Below are 581 nucleotides of genomic sequence, written 5' to 3'. Positions count from 1 at the left end.
GACGATGGGCCGCCTGGAGGCGGTCGTCAGCCCAGGTCCGCGCGGTCCAGCCACGTCGGCGGGCAGCCGGAGCGTCGGCGAGGTCCCGGGGACCGGCCCGACCGCGAGCGGCACGAGGGTGGCCGCCCGGCCGGGGTGCGGACGGCCGACCACCCGTATCCGCAGGCCCGGCCGGGAGGCGAGCAGCCTCAGATTGGCGACGTGGGCCAGTTCGGAGTGGGAGTGGGCCGGCACCAGGCGGACCGGCGGTCCTCCCCCCGCCTCCCGCGCGAGCAGGCGGTCCCCCTGCGCGCCGACGACCACCAGCTCGCATCCGAGCAATCGGTCCGCGGCCGGCGCCCCGTCCGGCGTGTGCCCGGAGAAGACCTCGGCGGCCGCCTCCGCCAGGGGCCGGGAGAACAGCTCGGACGACGGACCCGACGACCACGGCGTACCGGGCACGGGATTGGCCCGCACGCCGCGGCCGGCCCCCAGCCGGCCTTCGGGTGAGACCGTCGCACCGGAGATCAGCAGCCCGCCGCGGGCCAGCCCGGCGTGGTCGAGCGCGGCCCCGCCGAGGGTGGCCGTGGCCGTACCGGCGG

Annotated in this window: 1 pseudogene; it reads right to left on the bottom strand. The window is 79.0% G+C overall.

Annotated elements, in window-relative coordinates:
• A pseudogene (locus tag ACWJ6R_RS37775) lies at positions 1 to 581 on the bottom strand (hypothetical protein); the annotation flags it as partial.

The sequence above is a fragment of the Planomonospora algeriensis genome, assembly GCF_977012225.1.
Note: the sequence above shows the minus strand (reverse complement) of the source record. Positions and strands in the feature narration are given on the sequence as shown.